This is a genomic window from Alphaproteobacteria bacterium (assembly GCA_041396705.1).
Taxonomy (GTDB): domain Bacteria; phylum Pseudomonadota; class Alphaproteobacteria; order CALKHQ01; family CALKHQ01; genus CALKHQ01.
On the sequence record JAWKYB010000006.1, the window covers coordinates 159948 to 177793 of the forward strand.

Genomic DNA, 17846 nt, shown 5'->3' on the forward strand with positions numbered 1-17846 from the left:
GACGAACCCCACTGCGCCCGGGCGGGCCGAAGCCCCGCACCGCGCGGCGCGAGCCACCAAGTGATCCTTCGCCATGAGCAAAGCCGCAGACCAGACGAAAGGGCCGGACTATCGCGATACCGTGTTCCTGCCCGCAACCGATTTCCCGATGCGCGCCGGGCTGCCGGAGCGCGAGCCGCAGCTGCTGGCGCGGTGGGCGGGCCAGGACCTGTGGGCCCGGATCCGCACAGCCTCGGCCGGGCGTGAGCGGTTCATCCTGCACGACGGCCCGCCCTACGCCAACGGCCACCTGCACATCGGCACCGCGCTGAACAAGATCCTGAAGGACGTGATCAACCGTTCGCAGCAGATGCTGGGCAAGGACGCCAACTACGTGCCCGGCTGGGACTGCCACGGCCTGCCGATCGAATGGAAGGTCGAGGAGCAGTTCCGTGCCGACGGTCGCGACAAGGACGCGATCCCGATCAACGAGTTCCGCCGCGAATGCCGCGACTTCGCCAACCACTGGCTGAACGTGCAGCGCACGGAGTTCCAGCGCCTGGGCGTGTTCGGCGACTGGGACGACCGCTATGCCACCATGGACTTCCCGGCCGAGGCGCAGATCGCGCGCGAGCTGATGAAGTTCGCCATGTCGGGCCAGCTCTACCGCGGCTCGAAGCCAGTGATGTGGTCGGTGGTGGAGAAAACCGCGCTGGCCGAGGCCGAGGTCGAGTACCACGACTATGTCTCCGACACGATCTGGGTGAAGTTCCCGGTGGTCGAGGGCGGGCCGGCCGACGCCTGCGTAGTGATCTGGACGACGACGCCCTGGACCATCCCTGGCAACCGCGCGATCAGCTTCTCCTCCGGCATCGCCTATGGCCTGTATGACGTCACCGCCGCGCCCGACGCCAACTGGGTCAAGACCGGCGACCGGCTGATCCTGGCAGACAGCCTGGCCGCCGACGTATTCCGCAGCGCGCGGGTGCCGGCCGACGGTTTCCGGCGGGTCGAGGCGGTGAACCCGGCCGGCCTGGTCTGTCGCCACCCGCTGGCCGACCTCGGCTACGGCTTCCGCGTGCCGCTGCTCGACGGCGAGCATGTCACCGAGGAGGCCGGCACCGGCTTCGTCCACACCGCCCCCGGCCACGGCACCGAGGACTTCGAGATCTGGACGGCGAGCGAGGCCGCGCTGAAGGCACAGGGCATCGACACCGCCATCCCGTTCACGGTCGACGGTGACGGCTTCTTCACCGCCGCCGCCCCCGGTTTCGAAGGCAGGCGGGTGATCACCGACAAGGGCGACAAGGGCGACGCCAACCGGGCGGTGATCGACGCGCTGGTCGCCGCCGGCATGCTGGCCGCCCGCGGCCGGCTGGAGCACCAGTACCCGCATTCCTGGCGGTCGAAGAAGCCGGTGATCTTCCGCAACACGCCGCAATGGTTCATCGCCATGGGCGACGACCGCGGCGCCGACGGCCTGCGCGCGAAGGCGCTGAAGGCGATCGACGAGACCGCCTTCTATCCGCCGCGCGGCCAGAACCGCCTGCGCGGCATGATCGAGACGCGGCCCGACTGGGTGATCTCGCGCCAGCGCGCCTGGGGCGTGCCGATCACCGTGTTCGTCGACAAGGCGACCGGCGCGGTGCTGCACGACCCCGAGGTCAATGCGCGCATCGCCGCCGCCTTCGAGACCGAGGGCGCCGACGCCTGGTTCGAGGCGGGCGCGGCCGCGCGCTTCCTCGGCCCCGGCTACGACCCGGACGCCTGGGAAAAGGTCGACGACATCCTCGACGTCTGGTTCGAGAGCGGCTGCACCCACGCCTTCGTGCTGGAACAGCGCGCCGACCTCGGCTGGCCGGCCTCGCTCTATCTGGAAGGCTCGGACCAGCATCGCGGCTGGTTCCACTCCTCGCTGCTGGAGAGCTGCGGCACCCGTGGCCGCGCGCCCTATGACGCGGTTCTGACCCATGGCTTCGTCATGGCCGAGGACGGCCGCAAGATGTCGAAGTCGCTGGGCAACCAGGTGTTCCCGCAGGAGGTGATCGACCAGTATGGCGCCGATATCCTGCGGCTGTGGGTGGTCGGCTCCGACTATTCCGACGACCTGCGCATCGGGCCGGAGATCATCAAGCGCCACGTCGACCTCTACCGGCGCATCCGCAACACCTTCCGCTATCTGCTGGGCAGCCTGGCCGGCTTCACCGACGCAGAGACGGTCGCGCCGGAAACGATGCCGGAGCTGGAGCGCTGGGTGCTGCACCGCCTGAGCGCACTCGACGGCATGATGCGGCGCACCACCACCGGCTTCGACTTCCACACCCAGTTCATCGAGCTGCACAATTTCTGCGCCACCGACCTGTCGGCGTTCTATTTCGACATCCGCAAGGACGCGCTCTATTGCGAGCGGCCGGACAGCCACGTCCGCCGCTCGGCGCGGACCACGCTGGACATCCTTTTCCGGGCGCTTGCCGCCTGGCTGGCGCCGGTGCTGTGCTTCACCGCCGAGGAGGCCTGGCTGATGCGCTATGGCGACAACGCCGACAGCGTGCACCTGCAGGTGTTTCCGGCGATGCCGGCGAGCTGGGCCGACCCGGCACTGGAGGCGAAATGGGCGCAGATCCGCGCCCTGCGCCGGGTGATCACCGGGGCGTTGGAAATCGAGCGCAACGACAAGCGGATCGGTTCGTCGCTGCAGGCCCATCCCAAGGTGTTCGCGCCGGCCGCCTATCACGACGCGCTGCGCGGTCTGGACCTCGCCGAGATCGGCATCACCTCGGCGGTCGACCTGATCGACGCACCGGTGCCGGCGGACGCCTTCCGCCTCGCCGACGTGGCCGATGTCGGCGTGACGGTGGGGCTGGCGGAGGGCGACAAATGCGCGCGCTGCTATCGGGTGCTGCCCGAGGTCGGCAGCGTGCCGGAGCTGCCGCAGACCTGCCGGCGCTGCGCCGACGCGGTCAGCGCCAGCCGCAGCGCTGCCGCATGACGATGGCGGGCGAAGCGGGGCAGGCAACGCCGGCGCGGCCGGTGCGGGCCGGCCGGCTGCTGCTGGCGACCGCCGTGCTGGCCGTCGTGGTGATAGCGGCCGACCAGGCGACCAAATACTGGGCGGTGACCACCCTGTTCGCGCGGGATTTCGGCGACCCGGCGCTGTTCGCCGGTTTGCCGCCACGGGCGATCGAGGTGACCGGCTTCTTCAACTGGGTCCTGGTCGGCAACACCGGCGTTTCGTTCGGCATGTTCCAGGGCGCCGGCACCTGGGTGTTCATCCTGATCGCCCTTATTATCGCCGCATTCATGGTCGGATGGTTGCTGCGCAGCGGTCGGCGCTGGCTGATCGGGCCGGTCGGGCTGATCATCGGCGGGGCGGTGGGCAACGTCATCGACCGGTTCCGCTTCGGTGCGGTCGTCGACTTTATCCAGTTGCACGCAGCCGGCTATTATTTCCCGGCCTTCAACGTGGCCGACTCCGCGATCAGCCTTGCCATGGTGGTCGTTGTGGCGGAAGCGTTGTTCGGACCGAAGGAACAAGATGGGGCCAAGGGGGCCAAGGGGGGATGAGACTGCGACCTTTCACCGTGTCGGCCGCACTCGCCGCAGCGATGCTGGCGAGCGCCTGTTCCGACCTGACCGAGGCGATCGGGCTCAGCCGGCGCACGCCGCCGGACGAGTTCCAGGTGGTGACCAACGCGCCGCTGTCGGTGCCGCCCGATTTCGCGCTGCGGCCGCCGACCCCGGGCCAGCCCGGCCCGGTCAGCGTGTCCGCCCAGCAGACCGCGCGCGCCGCGGTGGTCGGCAGCGCCGGCGGTGTTCCGGCTGCCGCGACTCAGGGCGAGCAGGCGCTGCTGGCCAGCGCCGACGCCGTCGGCGTCGACCCGAGTATCCGGCAGACGGTCGACGCGGAAAGCCGCATCCTGGACGAGGACGCGGGCGGCAACTGGCTGGCGGACATCCTGCTGTTCTGGCGCGATACGCCGCCGCCGGGTCAGATCATCGACGCGACGGCCGAGGCGCAGCGCATCCGCGCCAACCAGGCCGCGGGCCGGCCGATCACCGAGGGCGAGACGCCGGTGATCGAACGGACCGGCGGGCCGATCAGGCTGTTCTAGACCTCAGGGACCAGGCATTGGGCGGCCGGCCCGTCTTGCCGGCCACAGCCAAGGGAAGGGCGGGTGCGATGACCAGTCTTGCTTCACGGGCGCTCGGCGGCGCGATCGCGGCGGCGGCGCTGTCCGCGGGCGTCGGACAGGCGGCGGCCGAGGGTGTGTTCAACCCGCAGATGTTCACGCTGGGCAACGGCATGCGTATCGTCCTGATCGAGAATCAGGCGATGCCGGCGGTCGGGCACATCATGTACATGGGCGTCGGCTCGGCCGACGAGGCGATCGGCGAATCCGGCATCGCCCACCTGTTCGAGCACCTGCAGTTCAAGGGCACGCCCAGCCACCCCGACGGCGAGTTCTCCGACACCATCAGCCTGGTCGGCGGCCAGGAGAATGCCTTCACCACCTGGGACTATACCGGCTACTACCAGATCGTCGCGCCGGAGCACCTGGCGACGATGATGGAGCTCGAGGCCGACCGGATGACCAACACGGTGCTGACGCCGGACGTCATCGACACCGAACGCCAGGTCGTCTACGAGGAATTCGCCACCCGCATCGGCAACCAGCCGTCGTCGTGGCTCGGCATCGAGGCGCGCCGCGCGCTGTACAGCCACCATCCCTACGGCACGCCGATCATCGGCTACATGGACGAACTGGCCGCCGTCAGCCACGAAGACATCATCGCCTTCTATCGCAAGTGGTATGCGCCAGGGAACGCGGTCGCCGTGATCGCCGGCCCGGTCACGCTGGACGAACTGCGGCCGCTGGCGGAGCGGACCTACGGCCAGGTGCCGGCCGCGCCGACGCCGGAACGGGTCCGCGTCACCGAGCCCGAGCATTATGCGCCGCGCCGGGTGACCATGCAGCACCCGCAGATCGGACAGGCTTCGTGGGCGCGCTATTACCTGGCGCCGTCCTACACCGCCGGCGACAGCGAACATGCCTATGCGCTGCAGGTGCTGGCCGAGATCATGGGCTATGGCACCGACAGCCGCTTCTACCAGAGCATCGTGCTGGACCAGGGCCTGGCGATCGGCGCCGGCGCGAGCTACGGCGCCGACGCGATGGACCTCAGCGCTTTCGTGCTGTGGGGCACGCCGCCGGTAACCGGCGACGACCAGGCCGCCGTCGCCGCCATCGAAACGGCGATCGATGCCGAGGTCGCGCGCATCCTCGACGAGGGCGTCACCCAGGCGGAGGTCGATTCGGCGGCCCGCCAGCTGCAGGCCGACGCGATCTTCGCCCGGGATTCCCTGATGGCCGGCGCGCAGACGGTGGGCGAGGCGCTGGTCACCGGCCGCAGCATCGAGGATGTCGAGAGCTGGCCCGACCGCATCGCGGCGGTGACCGCCGACCAGGTCAACGCGGCCGCCCGTGCGGTCTTCGTGCTGAACAACTCCGTCACCAGCATCATGCTGCCGGAACCCGCGATGTAAGGAGCGGCCCGATGAGCTGCCTGTCCCGTCTGTCCCGCCGCGCGGCCCTGGCCGCCGGCCTCGTCTTCGCCACGCTGTCCATGCCCGGTGGCGCGCACGCCTTCGTCGGCGAGCGGGTCGTCAGCCCGGGCGGCATCGAGGCCTGGCTGGTGCAATCCAGCGAGGTGCCGGTCATCGCCATGGATTTCTCCTTCGAGGGCGGCAGCACGCTGGACCCGGAGGGCAAGGAAGGCGTCGCCGACTTCGTCTCGGTGATGCTGGACGAAGGTGCGGGCGACATGGATTCGCGCGCGTTCCAGGCGGCACTGAACGAGAATTCGATCGGGATCGGCTTCAGCGCGGCCCGCGACCGGTTCAGCGGCCAGCTCTATACCCTCACCGACACCAGCGACCTCGCCTTCTCCCTGCTGGCCAAGGCGCTGACCGAGCCGCGGTTCGACGCCGAGCCGATGGAACGCATGCGTGCGGTGCTGACGGTGAACCTGCAGGATGCGCTCAAGGATCCCGGTGCGATCGCCGGGCGCGCGTGGTGGGCGACCGCCTTCCCGGACCATCCCTACGGTCGGCCGGTGGAAGGCACGCTGGACACGATTCCGTTGATCACCGCCGACGACCTGCACCAGTTCGCCGCCACCCGCTTCGCCCGCGACAACCTGATCGTCGGCGTGGTCGGCGACATCAGTGCCGAGGCGTTGGGTCCGTTGCTCGACCGCACCTTCGGCGCGCTGCCCGAGCATGCGACGCCCTGGCAGCTGCCCGACGCGGAGATGGCCGGCCAGGGCGAAATCCTGTACGTGGACGTCGACCTGCCGCAGACCATCTTCCTGTTCGGCCAGCCCGGGCCGGTGGCCCGGTCGCCGGAGTATCACGCGGTGAACGTGGTCAACCGGGTGCTGGGCGGCGACGGCTTCAGCGCTCGCCTTTATCTCGAGAGCCGCGAGAAGCGGGGCCTGACCTATGGCGTCTCCTCCTGGCTGGCCGGGCTCGACCACGCCGGCCTGATCATGGGCAGCACGTCGACGGTCAACGAGCGTGCCGGCGAGACCCTGCAGGTGCTGCTGGCGGAATGGGCCAAGATGGCCGCCGAAGGGCCGAGCGACCAGGAGGTCGACGAGGCCAAGCTCTACATCAACGGCGCCTATCCGCTGAGCTACGACAATACCTCGTCGATCGCCTCGGCGCTGCGGGCCTATCAGGAGCTGGGCCTGCCCGCCGACTATTACGACGTGCGCCACGAACTGGTCGATGCGGTGACACCGGACATCGCGCGCGAAACGGCCCGGCGCTGGTTCAATGCCGACGACCTTCTGGTCGTCGTCGTCGGCCGCCCGGTCGGCATCGAGCCGACCCGCACCGCCAGCGACGCCATGAAGGCGATGATCGGCCTGCCTGCCGAGTGACGCCGGCGGCCCGTCCGCCGAACATTACAGGAAATTAAACCGGCGGGTCTTCCCAGCCGGAATCCGAGCCCCTACCCTGCGCGAATCGCGTGGGGCAGCCTGACTTTCGCATGGATTCCATCCGTATCCTGCCGACGACCCTGGTCAACCGCATTGCGGCGGGCGAGGTCATCGAGCGGCCGGCCGCGGCGGTCAAGGAGCTGGTCGAGAACGCGCTCGATGCCGGCGCCGCGCGGATCGAGGTCGCGCTCGACAACGGCGGCAAGAGCCGGCTGACCGTCACCGACGACGGCTGCGGCATGGATCCCGCGACGCTTGCGCTGGCGGTGCAGCGCCACGCCACGTCGAAGCTGCCCGACGACGACCTTGTCCATATCCGCACGCTCGGCTTTCGCGGCGAGGCGCTGCCGTCGATCGGCGCCGTTTCGCGGATGACGATCACCAGCCGCGCCGCCGGCGCCGACACCGCCTGGCTGCTGACCGTCGACGGCGGCAGCGTCGGCTCGCCGCAGCCCGCCGCCCATCCGACCGGTACCCGGGTCGAGGTGCGCGACCTGTTCTATGCCACGCCGGCCCGGCTGAAATTCCTCAAGTCCGACCGCTCCGAGCTGGCCATGACGCTGGAGACGGTGGACCGGCTGGCGATGGCGCACCCGCAGGTGGCCTTCCGCGTCACCGACGGCGGCGCGGTCAAGCGCGACTACGCCGCGCCGGCCGCGGCGCTGATCGGGGCGGCGGACGACGACGGCGCGCGCGGCGCCGGGCTGAAGCGTCTGGCCGCTGTCCTCGGCCGCGATTTCGCCGACAACGCCGTGCCGATCCGCGCCGCGCGCGAGGGACTGGCGCTGTCCGGATTCGCCGGCCTGCCGACGCTCAACCGGGCAACGCCGGCCGCGCAGTATCTGTTCGTCAACGGAAGACCGGTCCGCGATCGGCTGCTGCTCGGCGCGGTACGCGGCGCCTACCAGGACTTCCTCGCCCGCGACCGCCACCCGATGGTGGCGCTGTTCCTCGATTGCCCGGCCGACGCGGTCGACGTCAACGTGCACCCGGCCAAGGCCGAGGTCCGCTTCCGCGACGCCGGCGTGGTGCGCGGGCTGATCGTCTCCGCCTTGCGCCATGCGCTGGCCGAGGCCGGCCACCGGGCCGCGACCACCGTCGCCGCCGGCGCCCTCGGCGCGATGCGGCCAGCGGGCGGCGGCCAGGCCGACTTCGGCTATCGGGCCACGGCCTATCGCCCCGGCCCCGGCCTGGCCGAGGCGGCGCTGGCTTACCAGGCGCCGGTGCCGTTCGCACCGGCGGCGCGCGCCGAGCCGGCACCGGCGCAGGCCGACAGCGATGCCGCGCCGGCGCCGCTGCGCGACTATCCGCTGGGCGCGGCCCGGGCCCAGCTGCACGAGACCTACATCGTCGCCCAGACCGCCGACGGCCTGGTGATCGTCGACCAGCACGCCGCCCACGAGCGGCTGGTCTACGAGCGCATGAAGCAGGCGCTGGCCGAGAACGGCGTCGCCCGCCAGGGCCTGCTGATTCCGGAAGTGGTGGAGCTGGACGAGGCCGCCGCCGACCGGCTGGCGGCACGGACGGCCGAGCTGGAGGAGCTGGGCCTGGTCATCGAACGCTTCGGCCGCGACGCCGTCGTCGTGCGCGAGGTGCCGGCGCTGCTGGGCCGCACCGACGCCGCCGGGTTGGTACGCGACCTCGCCGACGAGCTGGCCGGCTTCGACCAGTGTCTGTCGCTGCGCGAGCGGCTGGAAGCGGTCTGCGGCACCATGGCCTGCCACGGCTCGGTCCGCTCCGGCCGCCGGCTCGGTGCCGACGAGATGAACGCGCTGCTGCGCCAGATGGAGGCGACGCCGCACTCCGGCCAGTGCAATCACGGCCGCCCGACCTATGTCGAGCTCAAGCTGGGCGACATCGAGCGCCTGTTCGGCCGCCGCTGAGACGGAAGGGCAAACATTAAGAATAAATCAATCTTCTCAAATGCAGGACAAAGTTAACCATCCCTAAACGAGCGCGACATAGCGTGAAAGCGTTCGCAACAAGTTCGGGGCACGCTCCCGGATCCGGGCCGTCAGAGAGCAGCGGACCGGGGGTCAAGGCGGAAGGGGCATGACGATGCGTGGGGATACGACGGCAAGGCTGGCGTTTGTGGCCGTGGCGCTGGGCGCCCTGGCCGGCTGCGGCGGCGGCAGCGACATCGGTGCGTTGCAGGCCAGCGGCCGCGCGGTCGGCGACGCCTACATGCAAGCCAATGTAACGGGCGCTGCCTACAGCCCCAGCGCCAACGACGCCTTCTCGCCGGCGCAGCCCGGGCTGGTGCCGATGGGCGCGCAGCCGGCGCAGAGCATGCCGCTGAGCCAGGCGATCGAGCTGGCCGAGCGACCGACCGGCGAGATGTTCGTGCACGACATCCCCGGCCGTAAGCTGTCTTCGGGCGAGATCCAGCAGGTCGCGTCGGGCAACACCATGGTCGGGCCGCGCCTGTCGGTCCACTACCGGTCCGACGGCAGCGCCGAGATGGAGATCCTCAACCGCCACTTCGAGGGCAACTGGCGCGTCTCCGGCAACGACATGATGTGCCACAACTTCCCGTCGTTCGCGCCGTGGTCGGGCAGCGACGTCTGCTACGAGTGGTATCTGGACGGCAACCGGCTTTCGACCTACGAGCCGGTCACCGGCGCCGGCGCGACCAAGGGCGAGAACGTGCTGGTCGCGGGCAACCGCGTCCGCTGACCCCCGGCCCGGGCAGCCGGGCCGCCCGTTTCCGATTTCCGGAACCTCGACCGCCCCGCATCCACCGATGCGGGGCGTTTTCCTTGCCGCTCAGCCCAGCGCGCGGGCCAGGTCGGCGATCAGGTCTTCGGTATCCTCGATCCCGCAGGACAGCCGGACCAGCCCGTCGCCGATGCCGAGCGCCCGCCGCGCCTCGGCCGGCAGCGACGCGTGCGTCATGATCGCCGGATGCTCGATCAGGCTCTCGACGCCGCCCAGGCTCTCGGCCAGGGCGAAAATCTCGACGCGCTCGAGAAAGCGGCGGGCCGCGTCGAGCCCGCCGCCGAGCATCGCGGTGATCATGCCGCCGAAGCCGCCCTGCAGCTGCCGCTGCGCCAGCGCATGCTGCGGGTGGCTGGCGAGACCGGGATAGATCACCCGTTCGACCTTCGGGTGGCGCTCCAGATAGGCGGCGATCGCCGCGCCATTGGCATTGTGCTGCCGCATCCGCAGCGGCAGGGTCTTCACCCCGCGCAGGGCGAGGAAGCTGTCGAACGGCCCGAGGATGCCGCCGACCGCGTTCTGCAGGAAGCCGATGCGTTCGGCCAGTTCGGCACGCCGACCGACCACCACCACGCCGCCGACCATGTCGGAATGGCCGTTGATGAACTTGGTCACCGAATGGACGACGATGTCGAAGCCATGGTCCAGCGGCCGCTGCAGCGCCGGCGTGGCGAAGGTGTTGTCGGCGACCGCGATCAGGCCGTGCGCATGCGCCTTCTCCGCCACAGCGGCGAGATCGACCAGCCGCAGCATCGGGTTGGTCGGCGTCTCGACCCAGATCATCCGGGTCTCGGGCCGGACTGCCGCATCGATCGCCGACGGGTCGGTCAGGTCGACCAGGCTGAACGACAGGTCCGCGGTGCGGCTGCGCACGCGCTCGAACAGGCGCCGGGTGCCGCCATAGAGATCGTCCATGGCGATGACATGGGCGCCATGGTCGAGCAGCTCCAGCACCGTCGCCGTTGCCGCCATGCCGGAGGCGAAGGCGAAGCCGGCCTCGCCGTTCTCCAGGTCGGCGATGCAGGCCTCGAACGCCGCCCGGGTCGGGTTGCCGGTGCGAGCATATTCGTAGCCCTTGTGGCGGCCCGGGCTGTCCTGGACGAAGGTCGAGGTGGCGTAGATCGGCGTCATGATGGCGCCGGTGGTGGGGTCTGGCCGCTGGCCGGCATGAATCGCGCGCGTGGCGAGGCCCAGGCGGTTCGGCTTGGCGTCGGTCATCCGGAGTGGTCCTGGCTGGGATCGGGGCTTCCGGATCGCCCGAAACGCCGGCCGCCGTCAAGCGGCGCGGCGCGCGCCAGCGCTCAGTTCAGCTCCGGGATCGGGTCGCAGTCGCGATTGCCGTCCCAGGTATAGCGGGTGCCGTCGTAGCGCAGGTCGAAGGTGCACATGTCGATCCGGCACTGGCCGTGCAGGCGGATATCGCGCCAGCCATTGGTCGCGGTCGGCAGGACCGACAGACACGACCCCGCGTCGGTGCCGTCGCTGAGCCAGCGCCAGCTGTCGCCCTGCTGTTCGAACAGCCAGATGTTGCAGACATCGCCGGACCCGCACCAGGCATTCGCCTTCAGCATGACGAACACCTCGTTGCTGCCGTCGCCGTTCAGGTCGAATTCCGCCGCGGTCGGCGTGGTCGGCCCGCGGCCGCCGGCCAGCTCGGTGGCCAGCTCGGCGTTGACCAGGTTGCGCTGGCGCCCGGTGAGGCCGGAAGAAAAGCGCAGCTCGCGCGGCGGGTCGTCGGATACGACCACCGGGTCGGGCAGCGCCGGCACCGCCGGGGTCGCGACCGGCGCCGCCGCCGCGGCCGGCTCGGTCGAGGCCGCCTGTTCCGCGACCTCGTCTCCCGGCGCGGTGCAGCCGACCAGCCCCACGACAAGGACCGCGCCCATCGCCCAGCCCGGTGTTCTGCGCATTGTCTCTTCTCCGCTTCTCAATCGATGCAACCCGTACATGCTGCATTGTCGACGACGGCGCGGAAAAGCGGATTGATGCAGAGCAACTCCGCCGACGATGCGTCGCAGCGCCGGCCGGCAGCGGTGGCGCCGCGGCGTGCGGCGCCACCTGTCCGGTTGCCGTCGAGCCCTACAGGTTCAGGCTGCGGGCGTATTTGCCGAGCGCGTCGCGGGCCTTCAGAAGCGCCTCCTCGGCCTCGGCGATCGCCGTCGACAGCGCGTCGAGCTGCTCCTCCTGCGCCGACAGGTCGTCGATGTAGCGCCGGTAGAGGTCCGTGTCCCGCGGGATCGAATCCAGGTTCGCACGGATCCGCGCCTGGTCGTCCACGATCTCCCGATAGGCGTTCCGCAGGCGCGTGATCTCGGCCTCGCGCGTCGCCACCTCCATCTTGTAGCCGCGAAGCTCGGCGATCGCCGCGCGGACCTCGTCCGACAGCTCCCGCGCCGAGGCGTAGTACTCGATCTGGCTGTCCGACATCTCCACCAGCGACACCGACTGGTAGATCGGACGCTCCAGCGCCACCTCCAACGCGCGCGTCTCGCCGGCCGGCACATCCACCGTCAGGCGATAGCGCGTGTCGGTCATCTCCACCGGCACGCCCTCGTCCACGATCAGCTCGTAGCCCTCGGGCCGCGCATGCTCGATCACCACCGTGCGCGGCTCCCGCGCCGCACCCTCGATCGTGTAGGTCGACGTCGTCCGCTGCGTCAGCGTCAGCTGCAGCAGACCGTCGACCAGCCGCCCGCCGGCGATCACCTGGCTGCCGTCGTCGTCGCGCAGCACCGTCACCTTCTGGTCCAGCGCGAAGCTCAGCAGCCGCTCGTCCCCGGCCGGCAGCGCGCTCATCTGCGCGTCGCCCACATAGGACACCAGCCCGGTCGCCGCAGAGCGCTCGTACAGCGTCAGGATGCCCGGCGGCAGCCCGCTCTCGCCGTCGTTCTCCAGCCGCACCGACGCCAGCGGGTTGGTCGGATGCGTCTCGCTCTGGTACAGCGACAGCCGCTCCGCCGCGATCTCCCGGCTGACGATCGGCACCATCACCGAATGGCCGCTCTCCACCGACACAGGCTCCGGCAGATGGAACACCACCTGCGTCGTCGCCTCGCTCGACGATGCCGCCGCAACAATCGCGGACCCGGGCGGCGGCGGCGGTGCCGACTGGGCCAGCATCAGGTCCATCGGCGCCTCCTCGGCCGTCATCGCGAAGCCTCCGCTCGCATCCGCACGCATGGCCGGTGCGGGCTGCAGCAGGCCGATGGTTCCGTCCCGCTCGTTGTCCATCAGCGCGATGGCGCCGGTATCGATGCGGGGCATCACCCGGCCCAGCACCTCCACCGGCACCTCCGGCCGCGCCACGTAATAGGCCTGGTACAGCGCCTGCTGGAACGTCACCGGGTTGCCCGACACCACCGTCAGGTCGACCCCCTCCCAGTCCTCGCCGGACAGGTTCTCAAGTACCGCCCAGCCCTGAAGTTCCGCCGTCGCCACCGCAGGATCGTCCGACATCGTCAGCCGGTAGGTCGACTTCCACAGCGGCGCCTCAACCACATAGGCAACCCGGACCGTCCGCTCCGCATCCCCGAACGTATCGATCGTCACCACCCGGCGGTCGCGCTCGTTGTGCTGCGCCAGCGCCGCCAGCGCTCCGTTCACCTGCGCCTGCAACGCCTCGTCCACGAAACGAAGATTGTCCGACTCCTCAAGGATCAACTGGCGAACGCCGGTCTCCGTCAGCAGGCTCACGCGATGCTGCGTGATCGTGCCCCCGCCGTTCGCCAGCTGCACCGTCTCCGGCACAACCGCGATGATCCGGCCCTGGATCGCCCGGCCGCCCTCCGCGATCACCTCCGCACCGCGCAGCGCGTTCAGCAGGTCCACCGGCGACGACAGCGCCTCAGGACCGAACGGAAGCTCGCGGAACACCTCCTGCAACGGCTCCCGACCAGGCAGGCTCACCTCGCCGATCCCGCCATGGTCGTCATAGACCACGATGCTCTTCAGGATGTCGTTGACCTGGTCAAGGCGCACCTCCAGCGAAAGCTGCGCGTCCCCGCTGATCGTCGCCTCATACTCGAAATAGCCGACACCGCCCGTCGAAAGCAGAACCCGGCGCAACTCCAGATCGCCCGTACCCTGGGCCTGCGCCGCGCCGCACGCCAATACCGCACCAGACAACGCCGTCGCCGCGCCAAGAACCTGGCGCCTCGTCGAAAAACGCATGCTCGTCCTCCACTTGTTCGCCTCTGAAGCGCGGGGGTTCGACCGGCGGGTGGGCACGGGGCGATCGGGAGATCCGCCCCGCTCTGTGCGCGGCCGCGTTGTTTCGCTATCGTCTGGCAATGCTATACCAAAGGCCCAGACAAGGCGAAATTATGGCCCGATGACGGAAGCGGAGATCAACGAACTGCGCGCCCGCGTGGTGAAGGCGGAGGACCGTGCGCGGCGTGCCGAGGAGCGCGCCGCCATGCTGAAGATCGAGGTCGAGCGCCTGCGCAGCGCCGTGCCGGCCCCGTCGCCGGGCGGCGCCGGCACGCCGGCCGGGACCGGCGACCGGTTCGGTGCGGTCAAGCGGGCGTTCGCGCGCCTCTACCACCCCGACCGTCAGTCCGGCGGCACGCTCGAGCGGGCGTTGCGCGGCGAGGTGTTCAACGAGTTCTGGCCCGAGATCGAACGAATCGAACGCGAAAGCTGACCCAAGGCGACAACGACAGGAACCACCCATGACCCAGGATCTCGGACCCAATGCCGGGCTGATCGGCGCGGCCGATGCCCGCACGCGGCTGAACACCCCGGCGCTGATTCTCGACCTCGATGCCTTCGAGGCGAACATCGCCAGGATGGCGGACTACGCCCGCGCGCACGGCATGAACCTGCGGCCGCACGCCAAGTCGCACAAATGCGTCGCCGTCGCCCGCGCCCAGGTCGCCGCCGGCGCGCTCGGCGTCTGCTGCGCGACCATGGGCGAGATGGAGGCGATGGCCGCCGCCGGCATTCCCGGCCTGCTGCTGACCTCGCCGGTGACGACGCCGGCGAAGATCGGCCGGCTGGTTGCGCTGGCCGCATCCGGCACCGACATGATGGCGGTGATCGACGACGCGCGCATGGTCGCGCCACTGGACCAGGCGGCGGCCGCCGCCGGCACACGGCTGCGGCTGGTGATCGACCTCGACATCGGGCTCGACCGCACCGGCTGCGCTCCCGGCGACGCCGTGATGATCGCCCATGCAATCGCCGACGCCGGCACGCTCGATTTCGTCGGCGTGCAGGCCTATGCCGGCCACCACCAGCACATCGTCGACATCGGCGCGCGTCGCGCCGCCACGGTCGCCTCGGGCAAGGTGCTGGCCGACACCGTCGCCGCGCTGACCCAAGCCGGGATGGCGCCCGGCATCGTCACCGGCGCCGGCACCGGCACCTTCGACATGGCCTCTGAGCTGAAGGTCTATGGCGAACTGCAGGTCGGATCGTACCCGTTCATGGACGTCGACTATCTGGCGGTCGACTACGGGCCGGACGGACCGCCGTTCCGGCCGTCGCTGTTCGTCGCCACCAGCGTGATCAGCGCAGCGCGCAACGGCGGCGCGACCACCGACGCCGGCATCAAGGCGTTCGCCACCGACGGGCCGAAGCCGGTGCCGGCGCGCGGCGCACCGGCGGGCTCGACCTATGTCTTCCAGGGCGACGAGCACGGCCGCGTGGTGCTGCCGGCCGGCGCGCCGGCGATGGAACCGGGTGCAATGGTCGAGTGCATCAACCCGCATTGCGACCCGACCATCAACCTGCACAGCTGGGTGCACTGCATGCGCGGCGAGCGGCTGGAAGCGATCTGGCCGATCGACGCGCGCGGACGCTAGGGCATCCCGCGTCCGATCGGGCGCATCGATCCGGTCGGCGGTCGATCTAGCTTGCCGCGGCGTCGGCCCGCATCGTTTCGCGGATCGCGCCGACGATCTGGTCGGTCGTGGTCGGGTAGCCGAAGACCCGGACAAACCGGCCCTCGCGATCCATCAGGAAAATGCCGGCGGTGTGGTTGACCAGATAGTAGGCGGGGTCGTTCTCGTTCGGCACGATCTCGCTGAGGACGCCATAGCCGTCCTTGATCGCGGCAAGCTGTTCCTCGGTACCGGTCAGCCCGACGATGCGCGGATCGAAGCTGTCGACGAATGCGGCCAGCTTCTCGGGCGTGTCGCGGGCGGGGTCCACCGATACGAACAGCGGCTGAACCGCAGCCGCATCGTCGCCCAGCGCGTCCATCGCGGCGGCGATGTCGGCCAGGGTGGTCGGGCAGACGTCGGGGCAGAAGGTATAGCCGAAGAATACCAGCAGATAGCGGCCGCGATAGTCCTGGTCGGTCACCGTGGCGCCGCTGTCGTCGGTCAGGGTGAACGGCCCGCCCGGGCCGCCGGTGCGGTCGTCCACCGCCGTCGGCTCCGGCCCGCCGGGCACGAAGCCGAACAGATAGGCCGCGGAGATGCCGATCCCGCAGCCCGCAATCACGGCGCCGAGCGCCATGCCCACCCTTGCTCGCGTTGCCATGCCGTCCGTCCCGCTGCCGATCGCGCGCCGGAGCGCGCCGCATCAGCGGCTACATGGACGACAGGGGGGAAGAAGGAAAGGGCGCCGGACCGCTTGCGACACTCGGTCCGGGATTCGGGGTCAGCAGCAGATCGTCCGCCAGCGCATGCGAATCATCAGGCGGATCATGGCGTGCTTCAGCATTGCGGTGCCTTTCGGGCAGGGGGGACTCGGTCGACACTCATCCTAGGAGCCAGACGTTAACGAGGGATTGCGGTCGCCGCAGGGCGAAGCGCGTCACAGGCCGCCACGCAGCAGGGCGGCGATCCGTGCCGCGAAGCCGGGGTCGCGGACCAGCCGCAGGGCGAACTCGGGCAGCGCGCCGGGGTGGGCGGCGCGACCGGCGGCGCGGGCGAGCAGATCGGCGGTGCGGTGGGCCGGCAGGCTGCGGCCTGCCGTCGCGACGGCGGCCAGCGCCGCATGGCGGCCGTCGACCGACAGCGGCTCGCCGCCCTCGATATAGGCGACGACGCCGGCGACCACGCGCCCCTCGCCATCGCGGACCGCGCCGGTGGGCAGGGTGGCACGGCGATAGTGCGTGCCCTCGGTGCCGTCCATCCAGGCGGCCTGCGCTTCGGTCAGCCAGGTGAGGTGGACGCCGGCGTGGCATGACGCGTCGGCGGTAAGGCGCGCGGGAACGGCGCCGTAGCGGGTGAGACGGGCGGCGTAGACCACCTCCCACCCCTCCAGCGTCACCGGCTCGACGAACAGCCGGCCGCCGCAGGGCCGGTCGGCGAACTTGCGCGCCAACTGCGACGGCGCGGCGTTGGAGCCGTAGGCCAGCACCGGCACCCGGCCGTGCCGTGCCGCGGCGGGGTCGGCGTGGTCGCGGGGCACGCCGGCCTCCAGCCAATAGGCGCGCGGATGCCGTTCATAGGGATAGTCCAGCGCGCGGCGGATCGCCGTCGCATCGTCGTCCAGCACCACTTTGTCAGCCGGCACGGCGAACCGACCATGCGCCGGGATCGTGCAGGAAGCTGCGGATCTCGCCCATCGCGGCCGCGTCGACGCGGCCGTCGGCATGGGCCCGGCGCAGCAGCACGTCGATCGTGCACAGGCTGTGCATGACCAGATGCGCATTGCCGAAACGGTTGGCGCAATGGTCCAACGAGCGGTCGAGCACCACCAGCGTCTGGTCGACCGCGGCCTCGTTGTCGCGCAGGATCCTGCTGAACTTCAGGCTGCTGTCGCCGGTGGTGACCAGGTCCTCGACCAGCAGCACCCGGCGGCCGGACACCGCCGCGCCCTCGATCTGGGTGCCGAGCCCATGCGCCTTGGCCTCGCCGCGCACATAGGCGAGCGGCAGGTCGAGCCGGTCGGCGATCAGGGTGGCGAACGGCACGCCGGCCGTCACCCCGCCGGCGACCACGTCGAACGGGGCCAGGGCGCGGGCGCGCGCCACCATGTGCTCGATCACGATGCCCCGGCTCTGCGGGTGGCCGAGAACCTGCCGGCAATCGATGTAGAACGGCGCCTCGAGGCCGGACACCAGGCGGAACGGCGGATTCACCCGCACCTTGAAGCAGTCGGCGGCAAGCAGGGCGCCGGCGACGGCATCCGCGGTTGCATCGTTCATCGGCTTCGCTCCATGGTCATCCGGACGATCGGGAAGGATTCGG

The 17846-nt window shown here is 70.3% G+C and carries 15 protein-coding genes; 9 read left to right on the forward strand and 6 right to left on the reverse strand.

Features of this window, described 5'->3' with window-relative positions:
- The first annotated feature begins 73 nt into the window (after positions 1 to 73).
- The 7 genes from ileS (at position 74) to R3F55_10405 (ending at position 9660) form a co-directional block, all read left to right on the forward strand.
- Positions 74 to 2968 (forward strand): isoleucine--tRNA ligase, encoded by a 2895-nt coding sequence (gene ileS, locus R3F55_10375; protein MEZ5667819.1) that lies wholly within the window; start codon positions 74 to 76, stop codon positions 2966 to 2968.
- The gene (gene lspA, locus R3F55_10380; protein ID MEZ5667820.1) at positions 2965 to 3543 is read left to right on the forward strand and encodes a signal peptidase II; all 579 of its coding nucleotides are present in this window, start codon (positions 2965 to 2967) and stop codon (positions 3541 to 3543) included. Before ileS ends, lspA begins: the two co-directional genes overlap by 4 nt.
- Positions 3540 to 4091, forward strand: coding sequence for a DUF3035 domain-containing protein (locus R3F55_10385; protein ID MEZ5667821.1), 552 nt, complete (start codon positions 3540 to 3542; stop codon positions 4089 to 4091). Before lspA ends, R3F55_10385 begins: the two co-directional genes overlap by 4 nt.
- Before the next feature lie 68 nt (positions 4092 to 4159).
- Complete coding sequence (locus tag R3F55_10390; GenBank protein ID MEZ5667822.1) at positions 4160 to 5524, forward strand: pitrilysin family protein; 1365 nt, start codon at positions 4160 to 4162, stop codon at positions 5522 to 5524.
- An 11-nt stretch (positions 5525 to 5535) separates the two neighbouring features.
- Positions 5536 to 6924 (forward strand): pitrilysin family protein, encoded by a 1389-nt coding sequence (locus tag R3F55_10395; protein MEZ5667823.1) that lies wholly within the window; start codon positions 5536 to 5538, stop codon positions 6922 to 6924.
- Positions 6925 to 7034: 110 nt separating this feature from the next.
- Entirely contained in the window at positions 7035 to 8867 is a 1833-nt protein-coding gene (gene mutL, locus R3F55_10400; protein ID MEZ5667824.1) for a DNA mismatch repair endonuclease MutL, read from the forward strand.
- 169 nt (positions 8868 to 9036) lie between these two features.
- Positions 9037 to 9660, forward strand: a complete 624-nt coding sequence (locus R3F55_10405) for a hypothetical protein (protein ID MEZ5667825.1) — start codon at positions 9037 to 9039, stop codon at positions 9658 to 9660.
- A gap of 90 nt (positions 9661 to 9750) precedes the next feature.
- Here the strand turns inward: R3F55_10405 and R3F55_10410 are convergent, their stop codons facing one another.
- From R3F55_10410 to R3F55_10420, 3 genes are all read right to left on the reverse strand, one after another.
- Positions 9751 to 10920, reverse strand: coding sequence for a PLP-dependent aspartate aminotransferase family protein (locus R3F55_10410; protein MEZ5667826.1), 1170 nt, complete (start codon positions 10918 to 10920; stop codon positions 9751 to 9753).
- Between the two features lie 83 nt (positions 10921 to 11003).
- Positions 11004 to 11612 carry a hypothetical protein gene (locus R3F55_10415; GenBank protein ID MEZ5667827.1) on the reverse strand — a complete coding sequence of 203 codons (609 nt, stop codon included), beginning with the start codon at positions 11610 to 11612 and terminating at the stop codon, positions 11004 to 11006.
- Between the two features lie 169 nt (positions 11613 to 11781).
- Positions 11782 to 13872, reverse strand: coding sequence for a DUF4139 domain-containing protein (locus tag R3F55_10420; protein MEZ5667828.1), 2091 nt, complete (start codon positions 13870 to 13872; stop codon positions 11782 to 11784).
- Between the two features lie 160 nt (positions 13873 to 14032).
- Here R3F55_10420 and R3F55_10425 point away from each other — a divergent pair, with 160 nt between their 5' ends.
- On the forward strand, positions 14033 to 14344 hold the full coding sequence (locus tag R3F55_10425; GenBank protein MEZ5667829.1) for a hypothetical protein: 312 nt from the start codon (positions 14033 to 14035) through the stop codon (positions 14342 to 14344).
- Positions 14345 to 14372: 28 nt separating this feature from the next.
- A complete protein-coding gene (locus R3F55_10430) occupies positions 14373 to 15506 on the forward strand; it encodes a DSD1 family PLP-dependent enzyme (protein ID MEZ5667830.1) in 1134 nt (377 codons plus the stop codon).
- A 46-nt stretch (positions 15507 to 15552) separates the two neighbouring features.
- On the opposite strand, the gene R3F55_10435 is transcribed toward R3F55_10430, so the two are convergent.
- The 3 genes from R3F55_10435 to pyrE all read right to left on the reverse strand — a co-directional run bounded on the left by R3F55_10435 (position 15553) and on the right by pyrE (position 17803).
- Complete coding sequence (locus R3F55_10435; protein ID MEZ5667831.1) at positions 15553 to 16188, reverse strand: SCO family protein; 636 nt, start codon at positions 16186 to 16188, stop codon at positions 15553 to 15555.
- A 276-nt stretch (positions 16189 to 16464) separates the two neighbouring features.
- The gene (locus R3F55_10440) at positions 16465 to 17169 is read right to left on the reverse strand and encodes a hypothetical protein (protein MEZ5667832.1); all 705 of its coding nucleotides are present in this window, start codon (positions 17167 to 17169) and stop codon (positions 16465 to 16467) included.
- Entirely contained in the window at positions 17159 to 17803 is a 645-nt protein-coding gene (gene pyrE, locus R3F55_10445; GenBank protein ID MEZ5667833.1) for an orotate phosphoribosyltransferase, read from the reverse strand. Before pyrE ends, R3F55_10440 begins: the two co-directional genes overlap by 11 nt.
- Positions 17804 to 17846 lie beyond the last annotated feature (43 nt).

Bases quoted from the DNA above. Each gene is read 5' to 3' on its own strand.
- R3F55_10420 (MEZ5667828.1), bottom strand. From the start codon at position 13,872: ATGCGTTTTTCGACGAGGCGCCAGGTTCTTGGCGCGGCGACGGCGTTG.
- pyrE (MEZ5667833.1), bottom strand. From the start codon at position 17,803: ATGAACGATGCAACCGCGGATGCCGTCGCCGGCGCCCTGCTTGCCGCC.
- R3F55_10390 (MEZ5667822.1), top strand. From the start codon at position 4,160: ATGACCAGTCTTGCTTCACGGGCGCTCGGCGGCGCGATCGCGGCGGCG.
- R3F55_10425 (MEZ5667829.1), top strand. From the start codon at position 14,033: ATGACGGAAGCGGAGATCAACGAACTGCGCGCCCGCGTGGTGAAGGCG.
- R3F55_10415 (MEZ5667827.1), bottom strand. From the start codon at position 11,612: ATGCGCAGAACACCGGGCTGGGCGATGGGCGCGGTCCTTGTCGTGGGG.
- ileS (MEZ5667819.1), top strand. From the start codon at position 74: ATGAGCAAAGCCGCAGACCAGACGAAAGGGCCGGACTATCGCGATACC.
- lspA (MEZ5667820.1), top strand. From the start codon at position 2,965: ATGACGATGGCGGGCGAAGCGGGGCAGGCAACGCCGGCGCGGCCGGTG.
- R3F55_10395 (MEZ5667823.1), top strand. From the start codon at position 5,536: ATGAGCTGCCTGTCCCGTCTGTCCCGCCGCGCGGCCCTGGCCGCCGGC.
- mutL (MEZ5667824.1), top strand. From the start codon at position 7,035: ATGGATTCCATCCGTATCCTGCCGACGACCCTGGTCAACCGCATTGCG.
- R3F55_10385 (MEZ5667821.1), top strand. From the start codon at position 3,540: ATGAGACTGCGACCTTTCACCGTGTCGGCCGCACTCGCCGCAGCGATG.
- R3F55_10410 (MEZ5667826.1), bottom strand. From the start codon at position 10,920: ATGACCGACGCCAAGCCGAACCGCCTGGGCCTCGCCACGCGCGCGATT.
- R3F55_10435 (MEZ5667831.1), bottom strand. From the start codon at position 16,188: ATGGCAACGCGAGCAAGGGTGGGCATGGCGCTCGGCGCCGTGATTGCG.
- R3F55_10405 (MEZ5667825.1), top strand. From the start codon at position 9,037: ATGACGATGCGTGGGGATACGACGGCAAGGCTGGCGTTTGTGGCCGTG.
- R3F55_10430 (MEZ5667830.1), top strand. From the start codon at position 14,373: ATGACCCAGGATCTCGGACCCAATGCCGGGCTGATCGGCGCGGCCGAT.